At 63.4% G+C, this 16,296-nt stretch carries 16 protein-coding genes; 4 read left to right on the top strand and 12 right to left on the bottom strand.

The features are described 5' to 3' along the window. Nucleotides 1-6: 6 nt before the first annotated feature. From PSTAB_RS21150 to PSTAB_RS08120, 6 genes are all read right to left on the bottom strand, one after another. Nucleotides 7-195 (bottom strand): SEC-C metal-binding domain-containing protein, encoded by a 189-nt coding sequence (locus PSTAB_RS21150; RefSeq protein ID WP_013982487.1) that lies wholly within the window; start codon nt 193-195, stop codon nt 7-9. A 7-nt stretch (nt 196-202) separates the two neighbouring features. Then, nucleotides 203-700 (bottom strand): LEA/WHy family protein, encoded by a 498-nt coding sequence (locus PSTAB_RS08140; RefSeq protein WP_011912894.1) that lies wholly within the window; start codon nt 698-700, stop codon nt 203-205. Nucleotides 701-846: 146 nt separating this feature from the next. Continuing rightward, complete coding sequence (locus PSTAB_RS08135; RefSeq protein WP_013982485.1) at nt 847-1,584, bottom strand: S-methyl-5'-thioinosine phosphorylase; 738 nt, start codon at nt 1,582-1,584, stop codon at nt 847-849. Nucleotides 1,585-1,608: 24 nt separating this feature from the next. After that, on the bottom strand, nt 1,609-2,607 hold the full coding sequence (nagZ, locus tag PSTAB_RS08130) for a beta-N-acetylhexosaminidase (RefSeq protein WP_013982484.1): 999 nt from the start codon (nt 2,605-2,607) through the stop codon (nt 1,609-1,611). 14 nt (nt 2,608-2,621) lie between these two features. After that, nucleotides 2,622-3,146 carry a L,D-transpeptidase gene (locus tag PSTAB_RS08125; RefSeq protein WP_013982483.1) on the bottom strand — a complete coding sequence of 175 codons (525 nt, stop codon included), beginning with the start codon at nt 3,144-3,146 and terminating at the stop codon, nt 2,622-2,624. Nucleotides 3,147-3,185: 39 nt separating this feature from the next. Next, entirely contained in the window at nt 3,186-3,893 is a 708-nt protein-coding gene (locus tag PSTAB_RS08120; RefSeq protein WP_011912890.1) for a TetR/AcrR family transcriptional regulator, read from the bottom strand. A 200-nt stretch (nt 3,894-4,093) separates the two neighbouring features. Between PSTAB_RS08120 and lexA the strand changes: the two genes are divergently transcribed. Together lexA and sulA are read left to right on the top strand one after the other, a co-directional pair. After that, on the top strand, nt 4,094-4,702 hold the full coding sequence (gene lexA / locus PSTAB_RS08115) for a transcriptional repressor LexA (protein WP_013982482.1): 609 nt from the start codon (nt 4,094-4,096) through the stop codon (nt 4,700-4,702). A gap of 10 nt (nt 4,703-4,712) precedes the next feature. Beyond that, nucleotides 4,713-5,192: an SOS-induced cell division inhibitor SulA gene (gene sulA, locus PSTAB_RS08110; RefSeq protein WP_011912888.1), complete on the top strand. Its 480-nt coding sequence runs from the start codon at nt 4,713-4,715 to the stop codon at nt 5,190-5,192. Nucleotides 5,193-5,258: 66 nt separating this feature from the next. On the opposite strand, the gene PSTAB_RS08105 is transcribed toward sulA, so the two are convergent. Continuing rightward, nucleotides 5,259-5,495, bottom strand: coding sequence for a hypothetical protein (locus tag PSTAB_RS08105; protein ID WP_011912887.1), 237 nt, complete (start codon nt 5,493-5,495; stop codon nt 5,259-5,261). 205 nt (nt 5,496-5,700) lie between these two features. Here PSTAB_RS08105 and PSTAB_RS08100 point away from each other — a divergent pair, with 205 nt between their 5' ends. Continuing rightward, nucleotides 5,701-6,540, top strand: coding sequence for a DMT family transporter (locus PSTAB_RS08100; protein WP_013982481.1), 840 nt, complete (start codon nt 5,701-5,703; stop codon nt 6,538-6,540). Between the two features lie 14 nt (nt 6,541-6,554). Here PSTAB_RS08100 and PSTAB_RS08095 read toward each other — a convergent pair whose 3' ends face one another. The 5 genes from PSTAB_RS08095 to fadB all read right to left on the bottom strand — a co-directional run bounded on the left by PSTAB_RS08095 (nt 6,555) and on the right by fadB (nt 13,807). Further along, nucleotides 6,555-7,073: a DUF6586 family protein gene (locus tag PSTAB_RS08095; protein ID WP_013982480.1), complete on the bottom strand. Its 519-nt coding sequence runs from the start codon at nt 7,071-7,073 to the stop codon at nt 6,555-6,557. A 135-nt stretch (nt 7,074-7,208) separates the two neighbouring features. Beyond that, the gene (topA, locus tag PSTAB_RS08090) at nt 7,209-9,812 is read right to left on the bottom strand and encodes a type I DNA topoisomerase (protein ID WP_011912884.1); all 2,604 of its coding nucleotides are present in this window, start codon (nt 9,810-9,812) and stop codon (nt 7,209-7,211) included. Between the two features lie 285 nt (nt 9,813-10,097). After that, nucleotides 10,098-10,331 carry a DUF1653 domain-containing protein gene (locus tag PSTAB_RS08085; protein WP_013982479.1) on the bottom strand — a complete coding sequence of 78 codons (234 nt, stop codon included), beginning with the start codon at nt 10,329-10,331 and terminating at the stop codon, nt 10,098-10,100. A 134-nt stretch (nt 10,332-10,465) separates the two neighbouring features. Then, nucleotides 10,466-11,641 carry an acetyl-CoA C-acyltransferase FadA gene (gene fadA, locus PSTAB_RS08080; RefSeq protein WP_011912882.1) on the bottom strand — a complete coding sequence of 392 codons (1,176 nt, stop codon included), beginning with the start codon at nt 11,639-11,641 and terminating at the stop codon, nt 10,466-10,468. A gap of 18 nt (nt 11,642-11,659) precedes the next feature. Continuing rightward, complete coding sequence (fadB, locus tag PSTAB_RS08075) at nt 11,660-13,807, bottom strand: fatty acid oxidation complex subunit alpha FadB (protein ID WP_013982478.1); 2,148 nt, start codon at nt 13,805-13,807, stop codon at nt 11,660-11,662. Nucleotides 13,808-14,242: 435 nt separating this feature from the next. Here fadB and PSTAB_RS08070 point away from each other — a divergent pair, with 435 nt between their 5' ends. Beyond that, complete coding sequence (locus PSTAB_RS08070; RefSeq protein ID WP_013982477.1) at nt 14,243-16,273, top strand: S9 family peptidase; 2,031 nt, start codon at nt 14,243-14,245, stop codon at nt 16,271-16,273. Nucleotides 16,274-16,296: the final 23 nt, after the last annotated feature.

Here is a 16,296-nt window from a genome sequence, read left to right as displayed (position 1 = left end):
ACAGGCTCAGGCGCCGTGGCACTTCTTGTATTTCTTCTGGCTGCCGCAAGGGCACGGGTCGTTGCGTCCGACGTCCTTCAGCGGATTACGCACCGGCTCGTGGCCATGATTGCAATGCGGGCCGTGAACGTGGTGATGGTCATGGTCGTGATCGTGGTTGCAGTCGGGACCATGCACATGGGGCTCGTGACTCATCTGGGTACTACTCCGGAATAAAGTTGCCCGGGATTATCTCGCCATTGCTGGAAATGTGCACGCGTCGCCCGGCCATCAGCCCGGTCTTGAGCTCGCCGGCCAGTCGGTAGTTGATCGGCCGATCCGGCTTTTCCAGCAGCCGCACGATGTACTTCATGTGCCGCCACAGGTTGGTATGCACCGGCACTTCGTAATATTCGAAGCTGTTGGCGGGAACGGTCAGCCAACCGCTGGACTCGCCGCTGGCCAGCTCCACGTCGTTGAGATGGACGGTGTAGATGAGGCCGCGTACAGGCAGGCTGCGATCGTTGGGGTTGTCGATGCGAAAACGCAGCATGAACTGCTGTTCCAGCAGCCTCGCCTTGATGATATCGACCTTGGTGAGTTCGACTTTCGGGTCCTTGAAGTTACCCGAGAACCAGGTCGAACAACCGGCCATGCCGCCAAGCAGCGTCAGCAACACGACCGTTCTTAGAATTCTTATTGTGTGTGCCTGGCAAGACATTCCGGTACTCCAAAGGACGGCCAAGTGTAGCAAGCAGCATCTTCACCGCAATGGGGTGCCGCCGCAAAAATACCAGTCTCAGGCCGCATTATGACAACGTCGTGGCAGGCAGCCGCCCGGACCGCGCGCACCTGCCTGAAGAGCAGTCAACCGGCCAACATCCGCGCCAGGACCAGTCGGGCCTTGCCGATGCCCGCGGCGAGTGCCGCCTCGATCTGCGCCATGGTGATCACCCCGCTCCCATTGCCCGCAGCCGGATTGACCACCAGCGCCAGGCAGGCGTACGGCAGTTCCAGCTCGCGGGCCAGTGCCGCCTCGGGCATGCCGGTCATGCCCACGATGTCGCATCCGTCGCGCTCCATCCGAACGATTTCCGCCACGGTTTCCAGGCGCGGGCCCTGGGTGCAGCCGTAAACACCGTGACTGCTGAAGGCGAAACCCTCTGCCGCCAGCGCGCCGATCAGCCGTTCGCGCAGCGCTTCGTCGTACGGATAGCTGAAATCGATATGCGTCACATGATCGATGTCACCCTCGAAGAAGGTCTGCTCACGACCATAGGTGTAATCGATGATCTGGTGCGGCACGCAGAAATGTCCGGACCCCATCGCCGCGTGAATGCCGCCCACTGCATTGACCGCGAGCACCGCGTCAGCGCCCGCCTGCTTCAATGCCCAGAGGTTGGCGCGATAGTTCACCTGGTGAGGCGGCACACGATGCGGATGGCCGTGCCGCGCAAGGAACAGCACCTCGCGACCGCCATACTCGCCCCGCAGGATTTCCGCAGAGGGACGTCCATAGGGCGTATCGATCAGCTGTGCGCGGTGCAGCTTGAAGCCGGTCAACTGGGTCAGGCCGGTGCCGCCGATGATGGCATGGACAGTCATGGGGATTCCTTGAAAAGAGAAGGATCAGTCAATCAGATCGGCAGCCTTCAGCGCGCCGATGGCGTCCAGCCAGCGAGGGTTCTGCTTGTAGTCCGCCGGGCAGCCCGCCCGGCCACGCATTCCCGCCAGCGCGGTCGACGGCGTCACCTTCAAGCGCTGCAGCGCAGTCAGCGCCAGCTCTGCGGCCCCACGATCGTTGCAGACCAGCCCCATGTCGCAACCAGCGCCCAGAGCGGATTCGATCCGCTGCGCCGCGTCGCCTGCGACATGCGCTCCGGCCATCGAGAGATCGTCGCTGAAGATCACGCCTTTGAAGCCCAGCTCGTTGCGCAGGATGTCCTGCAACCAGCGCCGGGAAAAACCGGCGGGCTGCTCGTCGACCTGAGGATAGATGACATGCGCCGGCATGATCGCATCGAGCGTGCCACTCAGCGCCATAAAGGGAATCAGATCACAGCGGCGCAGCTCGTCGAGGCTGCGCTCATCCACCGGTATCGCGACATGCGAATCGGCCTCAGCCCAGCCGTGCCCGGGGAAGTGCTTGCCAGTGGCGGCCATGCCGGCGGCATGCATGCCGCGAATAAAGGCGTCGATCAGCGTCACCGCGACCTGCGGGTCACCCTCGAAGGCGCGTGCGCCTACCACCGCGCTGCGCTGATGATCCAGATCGAGAACCGGCGCGAAGCTGAAATCCAGGCCCACCGCAAGCACCTCGCTGGCCATGACCCAGCCACAGGCTTCGGCCAGCCTGGGAGCGTCGGTGCAACGCGCCAGTTCGCGCATTGCCGGAAGCCGCACGAAACCCTGGCGCAGCCGCTGCACGCGGCCGCCTTCCTGATCCACCGCCAGCAGCAGATCGGGGCGCACGGCGCGGATCGCACGGCACAGTTCCTCCACCTGTCGCGGAGACTCGATATTGCGAGCGAACAGAATGAGCCCACCCACTTCGGGTTGGCGCAGCAGGTGCCGATCCTCGGCAGTCAGCCAGGTACCGGCGATGTCCAGCATCAATGAACCGTGCATACAGACGCAGATCCTTATTCGAGTTCAGCGGCAGCCCAGCTCGGGCAAGGTGCCTCGGTGATGCGCACCTGACAGTGAGGCGGCACCCTGGGGAAAAGTTGCAGCAGATCGGCATTGCGCATACGCACGCAACCGTGGGAAAGCGGCACACTCATAGGTTCGCAATCGGGCGTGCCGTGGATGTAGATGTAGCGGCGGAAGGTGTCGACCTGCCCCATCCGGTTGACGCCCGGCTCGCAACCGCTGAGCCAGAGGATGCGGGTCAGGATCCAGTCGCGCCCGGGAAACACCGCATGCAGCTCGGGTGTCCAGATTTCACCGGTCCAGCGCCGCCCGCGCAACACCGCCCCCTCGGGCAGGCCATCACCGATGCGCGCACGCACCTGATGCACGCCGCGCGGTGTACAGCCGGAACCATTCTGTTCGCCGACACCGTTACGAGCGGTGGACACCGGAAAGCGCAGACGCAGCTGCCCGCCGGCAAAGCCGTAAAGCTGCTGGTCAGCGACGGAGATATGCAGAAGATCGAGAAAGGCCATGGGCGGCTAGCTTAGCCGATCACCCGGCAGGCTTGTAGCTCAAGCCTTCGCCGGGATGGCCACGGCGTTGCGCCGCGCGATCGGTTGCGCCGCCGCCAGGGTATTGTCATCGATACCGCTGTCGGCACGCATGCCGGCTGCCAGGAACGGCACCATCATGCGCATCACCTGCTCGATGGAAGTCCGAACGCCGAAATCGTTCTCGGAGATCGCACGCAGCGCCTTGATACCGGACATGCTGAATGCCGCAGCCCCGAGCATGAAGTGCACGCGCCAGAACAGCTCGATGGGCGGAATGGCCGGCGCGGCGTCGTGAACCTTGAGCATGTAACGACGGAACACCTTGCCGTACATGTCTTCCAGGTAACGCCGCAGGTGGCCCTGGCTCTGACTGAAGGACAAGCCCAGCAGGCGCATGAAGATCGACAGGTCGTCGCCGCTGCGCGGTTTGACCGCCAATGCCTGCTCCACGAGGATTTCCAGGAGCTCCTCGAGCGTGTCCTTCTTGTCGGTGAGCGCCTCGCGGCGATCCAGCTCACGCTCCAGGCTGGCACAGAACGGCCCGAGGAAACGCGAGAACACCGCCTGGATGAGCGCCTTCTTCGAACCGAAATGATAGTTGACCGCCGCGAGGTTGACCCCAGCCTTGCTGGTGATCAGGCGAAGCGAGGTCTCGGCGAAGCCTTTTTCCGCGAACAGCTGTTCCGCTGCATCAAGAATGCGCTCAACTGTTTCCGACTGCGCCATGCCCCCTCCGAAAGACAAACAACTGTTTGAAACTTACGTTTCACCGACCGGCAAGTCAACCACGAAACGCCGCGTGGCACTAGCGTCATTGTCGCAGACGCACTGCCCAGCCCGCCGGCTGACCAGACATGAAACATTCATTGCCAAGGCCGGATCACTGTATATAATCCCAGTCACTGTATAAAAGAATAGAGACCGACATGATCAAGCTGACGCCTCGCCAGACGGAAATCCTCGCCTTCATCAAGCGCTGTCTGGAAGACAACGGTTATCCGCCAACCCGCGCGGAGATCGCTCAGGAGCTCGGCTTCAAATCGCCCAATGCCGCGGAGGAGCACCTCAAGGCGCTCGCCCGCAAAGGCGCCATCGAGATGACGCCCGGCGCCTCCCGCGGGATACGTATTCCCGACTTCGAGCCCGCACCTGCCGAAACCGGCTTGCCCATCATCGGCCGCGTCGCTGCTGGCGCACCGATACTGGCCCAGCAGCATGTCGAGGAATCCTGCCAGATCAGCCCCGCCTTTTTCCATCCGCGCGCCGATTATCTACTGCGTGTTCGTGGCATGAGCATGAAGGACATCGGCATTTTCGATGGCGACCTGCTGGCGGTGCACACCACCCGTGAAGCACGCAATGGCCAGATCGTGGTCGCGCGGGTCGGCGACGAGGTTACCGTCAAGCGCTTCAAGCGCGACGGCAAGAAAGTCTGGCTGCTGGCGGAAAACCCGGAATTCGCCCCCATCGAGGTCGATCTCGAACATCAGGAATTGGTTATCGAAGGCTTGAGTGTCGGCGTCATACGCCGCTGAGGAGAAGGTTATGCAGTACCAGACCAGCACTTCCCGGCCCCAACTATCGCTGTTCGACGGTGTCATCGCACAAAGCCTGGCACCGTTCGGCAGTCTTGCACCGCGCAGCAAACCCGAGCAGGAGAAAAAGGATCACCTGAGCGAGTTGAGCCTCAGCGGCAGCAGTCAGCACTGTCATCTGCTGCTCACGCCGATCCTGCGCGAACTCGGCGACGCGACGGACAGCCGCTGGCTGACACTGATCGCGCCGCCCGCCTTCCTTTCACAGAGCTTCCTGCGCAAGTGCGGCCTGAACCGCGAGCGCATCATCCTGCTGCAACCACGCAACGCGGAAGGCGCGCTGGAACTCGCGTGCAAGGCGCTGGCGTCCGGCTGCAGCCATACCGTCATCAGCTGGCTCGGCCAGATCGACGACGCGACACGCAGCAAGCTGCGCAACGCCGCCAGCCTGGGCGGGGCGCAGAGCCTGAATATTCGTCTGGGTTGTTGAGTGGCGGCGAGCACAAGGACGTGCTGCCTGTTGTGAAGTGAAGGCCGAGCCCCGGAGCAGCTGCGCTCAGTGCAGAACGCGCGGCTCGTCTGCATCGTGGTCGAAATCGCCTTCTGTCATCCGACCCGCCATCTGAACGCCAACATTGAACATCGCCTTGGCAATCTCCACATGCTGCCCCTGCAGGAAGAGCTTGGCGTCGTCGGAAAAGTCGAGCGTGACCAACACCTCTTCGTCCTCGGCACGACGAAGCACGATGCGCCCGTCTGGTAGCTCGACGATTTCCAGAAAAGATGTAGGCATGGATCAGCTCCGCGTGAAAGGCCGCCATTGTAGCAGCCGGTCGCCGTCGCGGCAGCCTTTGGCGCTTCAGGCCACCAGTCCGGCGCGTTGCGGGGCGCACACCTCGTGCGTTGCGCCCCGAAAATGACGTGCCCAAGGCGGATCGGCAACGTAGCATGCGCTGAAAAAAGCGCGCGCATCTCTGCGCCGGGACAAGGAATCGTGCATGACCACCCGCACCTTGCTGCTCACCGCTCTGGCCATGCTGGCGTTCGCCGGCAACTCGATCCTCTGCCGGATCGCGCTGCGGGACACCGCCATCGATCCAGCCAGCTTCACCGGCCTGCGGATAGTCGCCGGAGCGCTCACTCTATGGCTGCTGTTGCGCGTCGACAGGGCCGACCAGCCCCTAGGCGGTGACTGGGTCGGTGCCATGGCGCTGTTCGTCTACGCGGCCTGCTTTTCCTTTGCCTATATTGACCTGGACGCCGGCGCCGGCGCACTGCTGCTGTTCGGTGCCGTACAGCTGAGCATGCTTGCCTGGGGCTTGCTGAGAGGCGAGCGTTTCAGCGCCGGGCAGCTCGCCGGCCTGCTGCTGGCGGTCAGTGGATTGGTGATCCTGCTGCTCCCGGGGAGCAGCACCCCGCCCTTGGATGGCGCTTTGCTGATGATCCTGTCCGGCATCGCCTGGGGCGTCTATTCGCTCCGTGGACGAGGTGCAGCCACACCGCTTGCAGCCACTGCGGGTAATTTTCTACGGGCGGTTCCATTGGCGGCAGTGCTCTGCCTGCTTTCGCTGGGCCAGCAGACGTGGGATTGGCCTGGCGTGGCCTACGCGCTGCTTTCCGGGGCGCTGACGTCCGGGGTCGGCTATGCCATCTGGTACGCCGCCCTGCCCGGTCTGGCGGCGATCCAGGCCGCCAGCGTGCAACTCAGCGTTCCGCTACTGGCGGCCATTGCCGGTGCCGTGCTGCTGGGCGAAGCGGTGACCACAACGCTACTGTTGGCCGGCACCGCGATTCTGGGCGGCATCGCCCTGGTCCTGCGCATCAGGCATCGCCATTAGCCCGGCGTCGCCGGTCACCACTCGGTGAGCGACTCGCGAAAGCGCAGCGCCAGCCCCTTGAGGTTCTGCCGCCAGGCTTCCAGCTCGGCGCGGGTCAGCGGCGGAGTCTCGTCCTCGACGGTGACCGCCTCGATCAATGGCTGCCGCGGATCGGTCTTGGCCTTGGCCGGGGCGCGAGGCGGCTGGAACAGCTGACGATAGGCGGCCAGCAACTGCCCGAGCCAGGTACTCGGCTGTTCCGACAGTTCCAGCAGCTCGGCGAGCTCCGGACTCGGCGCGGCCTCTAGAACGCTGCGCGTCAGGAACGCCTCCACCACCGGCGCATCGGCGCCCGGCGAGCGATAGTAGCCGGCGATCTCGTGGCAAAGGCCGAGCAACGCGCCGTACAGGTGAAACAGACACGCCTCGCGCTCGGCCTGGATAAGCCCCTGAGAGTTCATCGAGGCAGCCTCTTCGGCCTTGCGCCAGCTTTCCAGCGAGAGGCCTGCAAAGAAGATCTTCTGGTTGGTACGGGTGTAGAGCTCGTGAGCCATGGCATGCTCTCCGGAAGAGAATGTGCAGAGAATGGACCTTCGACGAACGCCGCACCAGAGCGAACGACGAACAGACGGCGTGGGCGTGAGGCAATCAACCCGACCGACTCGCCTGGCGAGTCGGTCGAGCCAGGATCAGCGCTTGTCTTCGACCTGCCACTTGCCGCCGTCGTAGAACGCCTTCCAGCCGGTGGGCTTGCCATCCACTTCGCTCTGCACGTACTGCTCCTTGGTCTTGCGGCTGAAGCGGATCACCGCCGGGCGGCCGTCCGGATCCTGCTGCGGTGCCTGGAGCAGGAAGTGGTACTTGGGATCGATCTCGTCCTTGTGGGGGATCAGCTCTCGCACCAGCGGCGCGCGGGTCTCGCGATTCTTCGGGAACTGGCTGGCAGCCAGGAACAACCCGGAAGCGCCATCGCGCAGTACGTAGGTGTCGTCGACCTTCTCGCACTTGAGCTCCGGCATCTTTACCGCATCCATCTTCGGCGGCGCCGGCTCGCCATTCTTCAGCAGCTTGCGGGTGTTCTTGCATTCGGCGTTGGTGCAGCCGAAGAACTTGCCGAAACGACCGGTCTTGAGCTGCATCTCGCTGCCGCACTTGTCGCATTCCAGGCTTGGCCCCTCGTACCCCTTAATACGGTACTGACCTTCCTCGATCTCGTAGCCGGAGCAGTCCGGGTTGTTGCCGCAGATGTGCAGCTTGTGCGTCTCGTCGAGCAGGTAGGCATCCATCGCGGTGCTGCAGATCGGGCAGCGATGCTTGCCCAGCAGCACGCGGGATTCGGACTCACCCTCGTCATCCGCGGCGATCTCGTCACCGGGAATGAGGTTCACCGTGGACTTGCAGCGCTCCTTCGGCGGCAGGCTGTAGCCGGAACAACCGAGGAACACGCCGGTGGACGCGGTGCGGATCATCATCGGCCGGCCGCAGACCTTGCACGGGATGTCCGTCAGGGTCGGCTGGTTGGCACGCATGCCATTCTCGCTGGACTCGGCGACCTCGAGCTTCTTGCGGAAATCACCGTAGAACTCGTCCAGCACATGCTTCCAGTCGCGCTCGCCCTGGGCGACGTCGTCCAGATGCTCTTCCATGCCAGCGGTGAAGCCATAGTCCATCAGGTTGTTGAAGCTCTCGGAGAGGCGTTCGGTGACGATGTCGCCCATCTTTTCCGAGTAGAAACGGCGATTGTGCAGCGAGACGTAGCCCCGATCCTGGATGGTGGAAATGATCGCCGCATAGGTGGATGGCCGGCCGATGCCGCGCTTCTCCATCTCCTTGACCAGGCTGGCTTCGGAATAGCGGGCCGGCGGCTTGGTGAAGTGCTGGCTCGGGTCGAGCTTGAGCAGCTTCATGGCGTCGCCCTTGCTCATTTCCGGCAGCACGTCGTCCTCGCCAGCCTTGCTCTGCTGCGGCATGACCTTGGTGTAGCCGTCGAACTTGAGGATGCGCCCCTTGGCACGCAGCTCGAAGTCACCGGCCTCGACCGTCACGCTGGTGGACAGGTACTGCGCCGGCGGCATCTGGCAGGCGACGAACTGGCGCCAGATCAGCTCGTACAGGCGCTCGGCATCGCGCTCCATGCCGGACAGCTGGTTCGGCCTCAGGTTGACATCGGACGGGCGAATCGCCTCGTGCGCTTCCTGGGCGCCCTCCTTGCTCGAATACAGGTTCGGCTTTTCGGGCAGGTACTTGTCACCGAACTCGCCTTCGATGAAACCGCGCACCATGCTGATGGCGTCGGCCGACAGGTTGGTCGAGTCGGTACGCATGTAGGTGATGTAACCGGCTTCGTACAAGCGCTGGGCCATCATCATTGTCTTCTTCACGCCGAAGCCGAGGCGATTGCTCGCCGCCTGCTGCAGGGTCGAGGTGATGAAGGGCGCCGAAGGCTTGCTGCTGGTCGGCTTGTCCTCGCGCTTGGTCACGCTGTAGCTGGCGCCCTTGAGCTTCTCCAGCGCAGCATTGGCCTGCGCCTCGTTCAGCGGCTTGAACGCCTCGCCCTTCTCGCGGGCGACTTCGAAGCGCACCTTGGCCTGCTGGGCAGTCGCCAGGTCGGCATGAACTTCCCAGTATTCTTCCGGGACGAAGGCGCGGATCTCGCGCTCGCGCTCGACCACCAGTTTCACCGCCACCGACTGCACGCGACCGGCAGACAGGCCGCGGGCGATCTTCGCCCAGAGCAGCGGCGAAACCATGTAGCCAACCACCCGATCGAGGAAGCGCCGCGCCTGCTGGGCGTTGACGCGATTCAGATCGAGCTCGCCCGGCTGGGAAAAGGCCTCCTGGATCGCCTTCTTGGTGATCTCGTTAAACACCACGCGCTTGTAACGGCTGTCATCGCCACCGATGGACTCGCGCAGGTGCCAGGCGATGGCCTCCCCTTCTCTATCCAAGTCGGTCGCGAGATAGATGGTGTCGGCTTCCTTGGCCAGGCGGCGCAGCTCCTCGATGACCTTTTCCTTGCCGGGCAGGATCTCGTACTTGGCCTTCCAGCCATGTTCCGGATCGACGCCCATGCGCGCGATCAGTTGACGCTTGGCCTTCTCCTTGGGCGACAGCGCAGGCGCTTCGGCCGCCGCAGCCTTGCCGCGCTTGACCGGCTCCTTGTTGGCCGAGCCGCTGGTGGGAAGGTCGCGGATGTGGCCGATACTCGACTTCACCACGTACTGGTTGCCCAAATACTTGTTGATTGTCTTGGCCTTGGCCGGTGATTCCACGATGACCAGCGATTTACCCATGGAGAGGAGAGTTCCTGAATCTAGAGGTGAACAGAGGCGGCGCCTCCGGCAGTTTGAATACCCGTGCCGTCGGTAATCGGCAAGGCATCAGCGAACGTTCGTGCGCGTTTTGCGAACGGGGCGGCTCTGCAGGATATTCCTGCTCGGCTCGGCCTGGCGCGGACCAGAGCGACGATTCGAGGCCATGAACCGGACGCCGGGGTTAGCGCTCTGTCTAAAAAGCACCGCTATATATAGTGGCGATGGAGCTGAGGTCAAGCGCGGCACTGGTAGCCCTGTGCCAGCTCAATCCCGAAAAACGCTGGGCTCGGCTTCGATCAGCGCGAACCTCGGCACCGTTTCACCGTTGACCTCGACCGTCTCGGTAAACATCGACAGTGGCCGCACCCAGAGTCCGCGCTCGCCATACAGCGCCTGGTAGAACACCACCAGCTCCTCCGTCTCGGAGTGCCTGGCCACGGCGAATACGCGATATTCCGGCCCCTTGTAATGGCGATAACGCCCCGGCTCCAACTGCATGCCTACCTCCACGCAACGACAAAAAAGAAAAACCGGGGCACCAGGCCCCGGCTTCCATGCACCGGCTGACAACATTCTTTCCGCAAACCTGCAGAAATGGTTGTCAGCCTAGCGCAGTCATCTGCATCTGTCTGTCAGAGGCGCTCGAAGACCGTGCTGATCCCCTGGCCCAGACCGATACACATGGTAGCGACACCCAGCGTACCGTTGTTCTGCTTCATCACGTTCAGCAGGGTGCCGGAGATGCGCGCACCGGAGCAGCCGAACGGGTGACCCAGGGCGATGGCACCGCCGTGCAGGTTGACCTTCTCTTCCATCTTGTCGAGCAGCTTGAGGTCCTTGAGCACCGGCAGGGCCTGTGCGGCGAAGGCTTCGTTCAGCTCGACGTGGCTGATGTCGTCCATGGTCAGACCGGCACGCTTGAGGGCCTTCTGGGTCGACGGAACCGGGCCGTAACCCATGATCGCCGGATCCACGCCCGCCAGCGCCATGGCACGAACCACGGCCATCGGCTGCAGGCCGAGGTCCTTGGCGCGTTGGGCCGACATGACGATCATGCAGGACGCACCGTCGGTGATCTGCGAGGAGGTACCGGCGGTCACGGTACCGCCCTTCGGGTTGAACGCCGGCTTGAGCTCGGCCAGACCCTCAAGGGTGGTTTCCGGGCGAATGGTCTCGTCGTAGTCGAAGACCTTGAGGAAGCCGTTCTCGTCGTGACCTTCCATCGGGATGATCTCGTCCTTGAACTTGCCTTCCTGAGTCGCTTTCCATGCCAGCTGGTGCGAGCGGTAGCCGAACTGGTCCTGGGCTTCACGGGTGATGCCGTGCATCTTGCCGAGCATCTCGGCGGTCAGCCCCATCATGCCCGACGCCTTGGCCGCGTGCAGCGACAGCTGCGGGTTCGGGTCGACGCCGTGCATCATGCTGACGTGGCCCATGTGCTCCACGCCACCGATGACGAACACGTCGCCATTGTTGGTCTGGATAGCCTGCACGGCGGTGTGCAGCGCGCTCATGGACGAACCGCACAGACGGCTCACGGTCTGGCCGGCGCTGGTGTGCGGAATGCGGGTCAGCAGCGACGCCATGCGGGCGATGTTCCAGCCCTGCTCGAGGGTCTGGTTCACGCAGCCCCAGATCACGTCCTCGACCTCGGCCGGGTCGATCTTCGGATTGCGCGCCAGCAGGCCGTCGATCAGCTGTGCGGACATGGTCTCGGCGCGGGTGTTACGGTGCATGCCGCCCTTGGAGCGCCCCATCGGGGTGCGACCGAAGTCGACGATGACTGCATCTCTTGGATTCAGGCTCATGAATTCTCTCTCCCTCGATTAACCGTAGAAGCGCTGGCCGTTGGCAGCCATCTCGCGCAGCTTCGCGGTCGGGTGGTACAGCGGGCCCAGGTCGGCGTACTTGTCGGCCATCGCGACGAACTCGGCGACGCCGATCGAATCGATGTAGCGCAGCGCACCACCACGGAAGGGTGGGAAGCCAATGCCATAGATCAGGCCCATGTCGGCTTCGGCAGCGGTCTCGACGATGCCGTCTTCCAGGCAGCGCACGGTTTCCAGGCACAGCGGGATCATCATGTAGTTGATGATGTCCTCGTCGGACAGCTCGCGCGTCTCGGCGACGATCGGCTTGAGCAGCTCGTAGGCCTGCGGGTCGACGACCTTCTTCGGCTTGCCCTTCTTGTCCATCTCGTAGGCATAGAAGCCCTTGCCGTTCTTCTGACCGAGGCGGTTGGCGTCGTACATGACGTCGACGGCGGTGCGGGTATCGTCCTTCATGCGATCCGGGAAGCCTTCGGCCATCACGTCACGGCCGTGGTGGCCGGTGTCCATGCCGACGACGTCCATCAGGTAGGCCGGGCCCATGGGCCAACCGAACTTCTCCATCACCTTGTCGGCACGAACGAAGTCGACACCGTGGGCGATGGCGCGAGCGAAGCCGCCGAAGTACGGGAACAGCACGCGGTTGACGAGGAAGCCCGGGCAGTCGTTGACCACGACCGGACTCTTGCCCATTTTCTTGGCGTAGGCGACGGTGGTGGCGATGGCGGTTTCGCTGGTCTTCTCGCCGCGGATCACCTCAACCAGCGGCATCATGTGCACCGGGTTGAAGAAGTGCATGCCGCAGAAGTTTTCCGGACGCTTGAGCGCCTGGGCCAGGTAGCTGATGGAGATGGTGGAGGTGTTGGAGGCGATGATCGCGTCCTCGCGTACGTGCCCTTCCACCTCGGCCAGCACGGCGTGCTTGACCTTCGGGTTCTCGACCACGGCTTCGACGACGATGTCGACGGTGCCGAAATCGCCATAGGACATGGTCGGGCGGATCGCGTTGAGCGCCTGCGCCATCTTGTCAGCGGTCAGACGGCCTTTCTCGACACGCTTGCCGAGCAGCTTGGAGGCTTCGTCCAGGCCCATCTGGATACCCTCTTCGCGGATATCCTTCATCAGGATCGGCGTGCCCTTGACGGCCGACTGGTAGGCGATGCCGCCACCCATGATGCCGGCGCCGAGTACGGCAGCCAGTTTCACGTCGCGGGCCTGCTTGTCGTAGGCCTTGGCCTTCTTCTTCAGTTCCTGATCGCTGAGGAACAGGCCGACCAGGCTTTCGGCAACCGAGGTCTTGGCCAGCTTGACGAAGCCAGCAGCCTCGACTTCTAGCGCCTTGTCACGGCCGAAGTTGGCGGCTTTCTGAATGGTCTTGATGGCTTCGACCGGGGCCGGGTAGTTCGGGCCGGCCTGGCCAGCCACGAAGGCCTTGCTGGTTTCGAAGGCCATCATCTGCTCGATGGCGTTGAGCTTGAGCTTGTCCAGCTTCGGCTGACGCTTGGCCTTGTAGTCCAGCTCGCCGGAGATGGCGCGCTTGACCAGGTCCAGGGCAGCTTCCTGCAGTTTCTCCGGAGCGACGACGGCATCGACCGCGTGCACCTTGAGGGCGTCTTCGGCACGGTTTTCCTTGCCGGAGGCGATCCACTCGACGGCGTTGTCCACACCGATCAGGCGCGGCAGACGCACAGTACCGCCGAAGCCCGGGTAGATGCCCAGCTTGACTTCCGGCAGGCCGACCTTGGCGGTGGTGGACATGACGCGATAGTCGGCAGCCATGCACATCTCGAAACCGCCACCCAGGGCGATGCCGTTGATGGCGACCACGGTGGGTACGCCCAGGTCTTCGAAATCGCTGAAGATCTTGTTCGCTTCGAGGTTGCCGGCAACCAGCTCTTCATCGGGCAACTTGAAGTTGTCGACGAACTCGGTGATGTCGGCACCGACGATGAACACATCCTTGCCGCTGGTGACGATCACGCCCTTGACCGAAGCGTCGGCCTTGATGGCATCGACAGCCTGGCGCAGATCGTTGAGAGTGAGGCGATTGAATTTATTGACGGACTCACCCTTGAGGTCGAAATTCAATTCGACGATGCCGCTCTCAAGAGCCTTAACCGTGATGGCTTTACCTTCGTAAATCATCAACTGATCTCCAGGTATGGAAGCTGAACGTTACGTGTCTCACGTCTTCGGCCCTGACTCGACCGCGCCTCACGGCGAACGACCCCCACCGACACGATAATCCGGGTGACCGGCATCTGCTCTGGCAAACGCTCGATTCATACGCCCGTTTGATTTGGGTCGGCACACCTTCGGGGAAAAGCGCAGCATTGTCAATCGGCTGCTTTGCCTAACCGAAAGTGACCTGCAAGCGGACATTTCGCGACTACCCGGTCATCATCGACAGCGCCGATCCGCCTGCATTCACCCTATCCATGGCCGCGTTGCTCGGCGGTCGGCCCGGCTGAAACCGGGCCGTACCAACCGGGTCAATCCTAGACGCAGTCGAGCAGGTACACTGCCGCATTTCGTTGCACGCCATGTGCGGCCAACGCACCACCGAATCCGGAGTACTGCATGTCCCAAGCCCCCATCGCCCGCGCCGACACCGGCACCGACCCTTACCGCTGGCTGGAGAATCGCGACGCCGAGGACGTGCTGGCCTATCTCAAGGCGGAGAATGCCTATCTCGAGGAGCAGCTCGCCGATCAGGCCGAACTGCGTGAAGCCCTGTTTCAGGAGATCAAGAGCCGCATCCGCGAAACCGATCTGTCACTGCCCTCCCCCTGGGGTCTATGGCTGTACTACCAGCGCACCACCGCAGGCGACGAGTATCCCCGGCACTACCGCTGCCCGCGCCCCCTGGATGGTTCGCTGACCGTCGATGAAAGCGCCGAACAGCTGCTGCTCGACCCCAACGAGCTGGCCGGCGGCGGCTTTCTTTCGCTGGGTGCCTTCAGCGTCAGCCAGGACCACAGCAAGCTCGCCTACAGCCTCGACCGCGAGGGCGACGAGATCTACCGGCTGTACGTCAAGGACCTGGCCAGCGGTGCGGTCACCGAGCTGCCGTTCGATAACTGCGACGGCAGCATGACCTGGGCCAACGACAGCCAGACCCTGTTCTACGGCGAGCTGGACGAGACCCACCGCCCGCACAAGATTTACCGCCACCGCCTTGGCGATACGGACAGCAGCGAGGTTTATCACGACCCGGACGGGCGCTTCTTCGTGCATTGCTACCGCGCCAGCTCCGACCGCCAGCTGGTCATCCTTTCCCACAGCAAGACCACCAGCGAAGCCTGGGTGTTGTCGGCGGACCAGCCGGAGGGCAGCTGGACCTGCCTGGCGCCGCGCCAGGAGGATCACGAGTACTTCCCCGATCATGGCCTGTACGAAGGCCAGTGGCGCTGGCTGATCCGCAGCAACCAGGCGGGCATCAACTTCGCCCTTTATCACGCCAGCGAGGCCGAGCCAGGCCGCGAGCACTGGCAGGAGCTGGTCCCGCATGATGACGCGGTGATGCTCGAGGATGTCAGCCTGAACGCCGAGGCGATCACCCTGACCCTGCGCGAAAGCGGCCTGCCGGTGATCGAGGTACGACCGCAGGGCGTCCAACCCTATCGCCTGCAATTGCCCGATGCGGCCTACAGCCTGCACGTGCAGAACTCGCTGGAATTCACCAGCACGGTGATCCGCCTGCGCTACGAGGCGCTGAATCGCCCGGCGCAGATCCGCCAGCTGACCCTGGCCGACGGCACGCAGGAGGTGCTCAAGGAAACCCCGGTGGAAGGCCCCTTCGATGCGGACGCCTATGAAAGTCGGCGCATCTGGGCCACCGCCCAGGACGGTACGCAGGTTCCCATCAGCCTGGTCGGCCGCCGCGACAGCTTCGGCAAGCCCGCACCGCTCTACCTCTACGGTTACGGCGCCTACGGCCATAGCCTGGACCCCTGGTTCTCCCACGCGCGGCTGTCGCTGCTCGACCGCGGCTTCATCTTCGCCATCGCCCATGTGCGTGGCGGCGGCGATCTCGGCGAGGCCTGGTACCGCGCCGGCAAGCTGGAGCACAAGCCGAACACCTTCAACGACTTCATCGCCTGTGCCGAGCAGCTGTTGGCCGACGGTTACACCACATCGCCACGCCTGGCCATCAGCGGCGGCAGTGCCGGCGGCCTGCTGATCGGTGCCGTGCTCAACCTGCGCCCGGAACTGTTCGGTGCGGCGATCGCCGAGGTGCCCTTCGTCGACGTGCTCAATACCATGCTCAATGCCGACCTGCCGCTGACGGTGACCGAGTACGACGAATGGGGCGACCCGAACCAGCCCGAGGTGCACGAACGCATCCGCGCCTATGCGCCCTATGAGAACGTCCGGGCCCAGGCCTATCCGCCACTGCTTGCCGTGGCCGGCTACAACGACAGCCGCGTGCAGTACTGGGAGGCCGCCAAGTGGGTCGCCAAGCTGCGTGCCACCCGCACCGACGACAACCTGCTGCTGCTCAAGACCGAGTTCGGCGCAGGTCACGGTGGCATGAGCGGACGCTACCAGGCGCTCAAGGACGTGGCGCTGGAGTACGCCTTTGTGCTCAAGGTGTTCGGCATGGCCTGATCGGACCATGCCTGCCGACCTGC

The organism is Stutzerimonas stutzeri, from assembly GCF_000219605.1.
GTDB lineage: Bacteria > Pseudomonadota > Gammaproteobacteria > Pseudomonadales > Pseudomonadaceae > Stutzerimonas > Stutzerimonas stutzeri.
The sequence above is the reverse complement of the archived record's forward strand: the minus strand, read 5'-3'. Positions and strand labels throughout refer to the sequence as shown.